Here is a 6,000-nt window from a genome sequence, read left to right on the forward strand (position 1 = left end):
TCCCGACGCTCCGGCCGATGGCGGGGGACGGCGGCCAGAGCGCCTGGAATGGTCGTCCGGCTGTAAGGACGCCCCCGCATCGTTCTCCGGCCGGTCGACGGATGTGCTTCGCTGACGGTTCTGATACGTGCGGGGGTAGCGCCGCCCTTCGGTCCACACGTATGGTATGTGATCCGAAAATGGCCCGATTATTCGGATATGGTGAAGGTATTGCCAGTAGGGGCGGATCTCCGTCATGCATAGCGGCCCGGGTCAAGGGAGCATCATATATATCATTTGCGGGGACGCCGTCCTGTATCTCGATTGTCTGGGGATGGCTCAGAAAAGGTATTCCCTGGAGCACCCCCTTCCCCTGTCTCGTCCGCCCTCATGCCGGTCCGAGCCGCCCGGATACGACTCTGTGCAGCATTGTTCGATCTCTTCTTCCCTCATGCCATCTGCGGGAGACGATATACCTCGACGCCGTTGTTCGAGTAAACCCTGTCCGTTGCAGATAGCCTGCCGGTGATGTTGTGAAGGTTCTGCTCCGTAGGGAGGTAGGGCTGAAGGTTCTCTTCCGGATCGAACTCGGTCTCATCGAGGATAGCATTCTTCCCGAAGAGCAGCCCGCCGTGCCGGAGCTGGATGCTCGGGAGAACGACATAACTGCCGCCTGCCGGCGTCTCCAGATCGGTCTGCAGCAGATAAGTGGTGTAATATGGCAGTCCCAGACGTTCGGAATCGCTTATCTCTTTCCTCTCGAAGAACCGTGATGTGTAGTAGTCCGAATGGAGCGCCGACCCGCTCGGCACCGTCTCGAGTACATGTTCGAACCCGGTCATCTCGTACTGATTGAAAGAGTAGCGGACGTAACTCGCCTCGTCTCCGAGAAGCCCGAGAGAGCCGATGCCGTAGAGAGCAATCAGTATGATGAGAACCGCCCCGATCCGTCCCCGCGAGATCTTCATGGCGACGAGGTATTGGACGAGGAGATATACGCCGACTCCTGTCGCCACAGCAAGAATTGGCAGAAACAGAATGGCAAATCGGTCTATCCGGAGTACTGAAACCATCTGGAAGATCACCGTAAGGATGCCCGGTACATTCAGGACGATCGCCAGCAGTCCCATTATGCCGAGGACGATCGAGTACTTCGGCTGCTGCTTCCATACGAGATAGATCACCCCGATCAACGAGAAGAACACGACAAACAGGGTGTCGACCTGATTGAGCAGGAACGTCCAGCCTTCATACACCACCTCGGTGAGGACGATGTTCTGGTACAGGGAGGGATCTGCACGGGGGAAGAGATGGCCTATGAACGGGTAGGCTATGAAGAGCCAGTACCAGGCAAACAGGGAGACGGTGCCTATCAGGAAGGCCGGACTTATGTACCTACTCCCACCGGCGATCCGTTCGAGAAGATACAGGAGCCCGAGCAGGATGATGATCATGGGCATGGAGATCTGGTGTGTCAGGAGGATGAACACGACCGCGATCACGGCAAGGGCTCTCCTTGCGACCGATCTTGTGGCCGCACTCCCGGTCCCGATCTTCACATCACCCATCGAATAGAGCAGGTAGAGGAGGATGAGAAACCCGACGTATGCCATGGTTCTCGTCACCATGTAGGTGCCGTAGTATATGACGTCGGCGTTCACCGCATAGAAAAGAACCACCAGAAGGGCGATCTGTTCGTTTTTGAAGACGTAGTTGACCAGCAGGTACAGGAACAGGACGGTCGAGGAGAAGACCAGGCCGGTGGTGACGAAGAGCGAGGTCTGGATATCCAGGCCGAGCATGTGCGAAGACACGGCTACAAACATGTGGTACAGGGGGAAGTAGGTGTATGTCCCGAGTTCGGCCGGGATAACGTGCCCTGAGAGGTAGGTGATGGTGGCCATATACCCGTGCGGCATGATATCGGTCGTCCCGAAGTAGAGGGCCGGACGCAAGGTGTAACTGTAGATGGTGACCACGAGGGTGAGCATGATCTCGGCGAGCACCACCGCCGGTCCCGGCCGTGATGATAGTATCTGGACAAGGATGACGGCGTAAAGGGCGGGCACCATGAGCAGGCCCCAGCCGGAATCGACCGGCGTCAGGAGAAGGGCCGGGATGGTGAACGCATACAATGCCAGGAAGAGTTTTGGGGATGCTGAAGGATTGCGCGAGAACAACACCGACCGGGCCGAGAGATCGATATCCTTTCTTTTAATCGCCAGAAACACAAACGATCCGAGGATAGCCGGTATCGCCAGGATCGAACCGTTGATCAGATAACTCATCCTGTCGATCAGGATGCAGAAGATGCAGCCTGCGATGTAGGCAAAGAGCACCAGGTACGGGAAGACGTCGGCAAGTCTCTCGAAGAATCGGTTCTTCATTTCGGACTTTGCCTCCCCATGAAGCTCCGCGTTCAGGGCTCAACCCTAATAAAGATGAGGTTGTAGCCTTCTGCGGGTCGACCTGGCTGAAATTCCGGCATGCCGCCTGCTCTTGCGACGATTCAGTAATACTCGATCGGGCCCGATACCGAGAGTTCTCCATCCGGCCCGATCAGGTTCTCTGTTACAAAGACGTTCCCCTCTCCCCCAGTCTGCCAGACCGGCGGTGCCAGATCGTAGTAGAACCAGTTGTGGTCGATGTACGCCCCGTCCCGGGGAACGCCCCGGATGGCAACCGGGAATGCGTCCAGGGAGCCCGTGGCCATGAACGTGTTGTGGTGGATCCGGATGGTATCTCCCGCGATTGTGCCGGTACCGGATACGGTGCCGTGCATGTCGAAGTTGTGGGGCGATGTCGAGATCCAGTTCGGGCCGCAGATGTTGTACCGCGCCTCGTAGCCGTCGCCTGCCGTTCCGCTCCCGGCGACGGCATGCCGGCAGTAATCGAAGTAGTTCGCTTCAACCAGGCTCACCGCCCCGTTGGAGACCACGACACCATATCCAAGCCCCTTCATCTGGCAGTGGTGGATGTAGTTGTGGTGGATGTACCCGCCGGCCTGCATCTCGGACCCGCCGGTGCCGGAAATGCCGATTGCAGCCCCGCTCCAGCCCAGGATCTCACAGTTGTCCACCTCGAGGTTCCGGTAGGGAGAATAGATCCCGAGACCCGGATGTCGCTCCCTTCTGGTCGTCATATCCGGCCCTTCCAGCCGGATTCCGGTGATCCTCACGTATTCTCCTCCGGCGATGAGTGCGACCGGACTGCCGGAGACTTCCACTCCCTGAAATATCGTCCCGCCGGGCGAGAGGGGGTAGTCATCTCCATCCGGGTCATCCGTGATCGAGAGGTATGCTCCCCCCGATGCCGCGGCTTCCGGGGTTACCTTCATCATAGGGGAGTGTTCCCCGGATTCCGCCTCTATGTTGTGTATCTCTCCGGTCTGCCCTGTGGTATCGGGCAGGTAGTCCGGATCGTCGGCAATGAGGATCTCATCGAGTTTCAAACCGTTCTCGCGCCAGTGGATGGTCATGTTGTGCCGGCCGCTGGAGAGATAGTGGGCCCCTCCTCTGTTCCAGTGCCAGTCGGAACCGGGGTCGATATCCCAGCGCCAGGTACCTTCCCCGTCTATCGAAACCCAGATGGGGCTGCTCTCCTCCCCGGGTGCCGATGCAAAAGCCCGGAGGTAGTACTCGCCTGCTTCCTCGATCTCGAACGGATATATCGCCGATCCGGTCGTAATTTGCTCTCCTCGGTTGCCGGCGAGCGTCACGCCTGCCGGGATGGTTACTCCGCCCGGGGTGTCCGTAAGGTCGATCCGGGCCATCTCATCGATATGGATGACGTCGCCGCTCCTCGCGCCCGTAAGAGCCGCAAGCAGTTCGTCCGTAGTTGCAACGATGATATCCTTCTCGGGGTCGGGCGGCGCGACTCCTTCGCGGTAGCCTTCACCCCCTCCGATGGAACTTCCCGTGGGGTTCGATTCGGCGCCGAAGGCTGCGTCGCCATCGACACGAGCAGCTACCTGATCCTGAAGGTCTGCAAATGGGCTGAAAAAGGCCGAATCAGGTGAATCTATCCCCCCCTGTCCCGGGGAAAGGGTCCCGATGGCTGCCGGGATGATCAGGGCTGCATAGAGCAGGACCAGGACGACAAGAACCACTTCTTTGGAACGCACACGATCTCCGTTCTGGCTCCTGCAAGCCTAATAAACTTTATTATACTGGGATGAAGCGGAGATCTCCCGTCCTTCGTGGACAGGACAGTTCACTGAAGTTCGATCCGGCGGGTGCCGCGCTCCGTGCCTCCGGCCGAGCGCCCTTTGTGTCGCAAAAACGGATTTTACCGGGTAAGAATCGGGGCGAGTTGAAGAAACGCCCCAACTGGGGAGAAGGGGAAGTGCCGGAAGAGTCCTTCCGGCCAATCCTTCCGCTGGTCCCTCTTCAGTAATACTTGATCGGACCCGATGCGGAGAGGGCTCCGTTCGCGCCGATCAGGTTGTTCGTCATGCTGATACCGCTCTTTCCGCCGGTCTGCCAGACGGGGGCATCCCTGGTGAAGTAGAACCAGTTGTGGTCGATGTACGCGCCGTCACGGGGAACACCCCGGATGGCGATGCACGTCGGCATCTGTGAGGTTGTGCCCATGAACGTGTTGTGGTGAATCTTGATCGTGTCCCCTGCGATTGCCCCGGAACCAGAAGAGGTGCCGTGCATATCGAAGTTGTGGGGCGACGTCGTGATCCAGTTCGGGCCGCAGATGTTGTAGCGTGCCTCGTAGCCGTCTCCGGCCATTCCCGCTCCGGTGATGGCGTGACGGCAGTAGTCGAAGTAGTTCGCTTCGATGAGCGCTACACCGCCGCTCGAGAGACAGACGCCGTATCCAAGACCGGCCACCTGATTGTGGTGGATGTAGTTGTGATGGATGTACGCGCCGGTCTTCATGTCGGACCCGCCGGTGCCGGCGATACCGATCGCGGCATTGCCCCAGCCGAAGATCTCACAGTTGTCCACTTCGAGGTTGCGGTAGCTGGTGTAGATACCAACGTTCGTCGAGCCCGACGCGCTGGTGCCCTTCTGCGGGCCTTCGAGACGAAGGCCGCTGATCCTCACGTTCTGACCGCCGATCGTGAACAGCCGGCTCCCGGCTGATGTCTGGTAGATCCGGCCGCCGTCCGATCCGTCCTCGCCGCGGTTGCTCGCGAGGGTGACTCCGGCCCGTATCGTCGAGGTCCGGCCGCTCATGTCGATGTTGGCGTTCTCTTCGACCCAGATGATGTCGCCGGACTGTGCCGAACCAAGAGCGCTCACGAGTTCGCTCGTCGTATCGACGATGAAGTCTGCGTTGCTCCGGCTGACGATGTTCTTATAGCCGTCCCCTCCCCCGATCGGGTTCCCGGTCGGGTTGGCATCCGCTCCGTAGGTGTTCTGACCGGGAGTCGGTGCAGGCGTGGGCGTTGCGGTCGGCTTCGGAGTCTGTGTCGCTGTAGGTGTCGGCGTCGGCGCCGCCGCATTCACCGTCATCGTCTTCGTGAGCACGTTGTTGTTCTCGTTGCTCTCCGCCATGCGGTCAACGTCGTCGACCGTCGCGGTGACGGTATGCGTGCCCGCGGCCGCAGTCCAGGTTGCACCGGCGGCACCGCCGTTCGCGGTCACCGTAACCGATGCGCCGGGAGCGATGGATGCCGTGTGGCTGTCGGACCAGACCGCAGAACCGAGGTTCCCGTCCGTTGTGAAGGCCACGCCGTGGATCACGCCGGCCTGCGTTGCACCAGTGCCCTGGTTCTTGATCGCCGCCTTCATCGTGATTGCGTCACCCGGTGCCGGGCTTGCCGGTTCCCAGGAGATCTCAGTCACGACGAGGTCGGGTGTTCCCGGCGTCGGTGTTGCGGTGGGCGTCGGTGTCGGTGTCGGTGTCGGTGTCGCTGTAGGCGTCGGAGCCGCCGCACCCACCGTCATCGTCTTCGTGAGCACGTTGTTGTTCTCGTTGCTCTCCGCCATGCGGTCAACGTCGTCGACCGTCGCGGTGACGGTATGCGTGCCCGCGGCCGCAGTCCAGGTTGCACCGGCGGCACCG

General features: G+C 60.0%; 3 protein-coding genes. All 3 read right to left on the reverse strand.

Annotation, left to right across the window (positions count from 1 at the left end; translation table 11 throughout):
- Positions 1-428 precede the first annotated feature (428 nt).
- Positions 429-2,366: a hypothetical protein gene (locus tag FKB36_RS03505; protein ID WP_261596636.1), complete on the reverse strand. Its 1,938-nt coding sequence runs from the start codon at positions 2,364-2,366 to the stop codon at positions 429-431.
- Between the two features lie 122 nt (positions 2,367-2,488).
- Positions 2,489-4,102, reverse strand: a complete 1,614-nt coding sequence (locus tag FKB36_RS03510) for a hypothetical protein (RefSeq protein ID WP_261596637.1) — start codon at positions 4,100-4,102, stop codon at positions 2,489-2,491.
- A gap of 265 nt (positions 4,103-4,367) precedes the next feature.
- On the reverse strand, positions 4,368-6,000 hold a 1,633-nt coding region (locus tag FKB36_RS03515), incomplete at its 5' end, for a CARDB domain-containing protein (RefSeq protein ID WP_315901815.1).

The sequence above is a fragment of the Methanoculleus formosensis genome, from assembly GCF_025384765.1.
GTDB lineage: Archaea > Halobacteriota > Methanomicrobia > Methanomicrobiales > Methanoculleaceae > Methanoculleus > Methanoculleus formosensis.

Excerpts from the sequence above, each read along its gene's own strand:
- FKB36_RS03505 (WP_261596636.1), bottom strand. The coding sequence starts at position 2,366 with ATGAAGAACCGATTCTTCGAGAGACTTGCCGACGTCTTCCCGTACCTG.